The following is a 683-nucleotide window of genomic DNA, read 5'->3' as shown; positions in this document are numbered from 1 at the left end:
TCGACGGTGCGGAAGCAGCCTGAAATCTTTTGCTTCACCTTGGGCATGCGCACGGCGCGTTCAGCCACGTTGTTGGTGAACGGGACGGCGAGATCGCGAATGAACAGCAGGATGGCATCGGCATGTTTGCGGAAGCGCCGGAGTAGGTTGCAGGGGATCGATTGCTTAGCGCGGCCACCCTTCCAGACGGGAAGTTCGATCTCGGGATGCAGCGCTTCGCCGTCACCGACGATGGCATCATAGAGTGTCCTGAACGCGGCGATGTCGGCTTCGCTGAAGCGGGTTCCGGAGTGCCGCGCGGCCCAGCATAGCTGATTGGCGCTGAGCAAAAAGTCCATCATCGCCTGGGGCCACTGGTGTCCCGTGAGCTCCTTCACATACAGCAGTTCGCGCAGCAGATGGGCGTTGCACAAGGCATGCGTGGCATCGTTCAGTTTCCAGTACGGCGCCCAACAATCGTGCACCAGCACGCCTAAGCGATTGGGTAAAATGCCATGCGCGGTGATCGCTTCCATCCCACGCTTGGCGTGCAAGCCGTACCACGTTAGCGTGTCGTTAGCGGCGATATGAAGCCAGTGCAGTTTGCCAGCAACACGCAGGCCCGATTCGTCGGCGTTGACGAGAGCGGCGTCGCGCAAATACTGCGCGACCAGATCGGCCGTGCCCTGCAACGCGGTGCGCGC

The 683-nt window shown here is 61.2% G+C and carries 1 protein-coding gene; it reads right to left on the bottom strand.

Translation table 11 applies throughout. From position 1 onward, the window contains the following. On the bottom strand, positions 1 to 683 hold a 683-nt coding region (locus ACP7D4_RS28185), incomplete at both ends, for an IS66 family transposase (RefSeq protein WP_426212746.1).

This window comes from Massilia sp. TWP1-3-3 (assembly GCF_049897805.1).
Classification (GTDB): Bacteria; Pseudomonadota; Gammaproteobacteria; order Burkholderiales; family Burkholderiaceae_D; genus Telluria_A.
The sequence above is the reverse complement of the archived record's forward strand: the minus strand, read 5'-3'. Positions and strand labels throughout refer to the sequence as shown.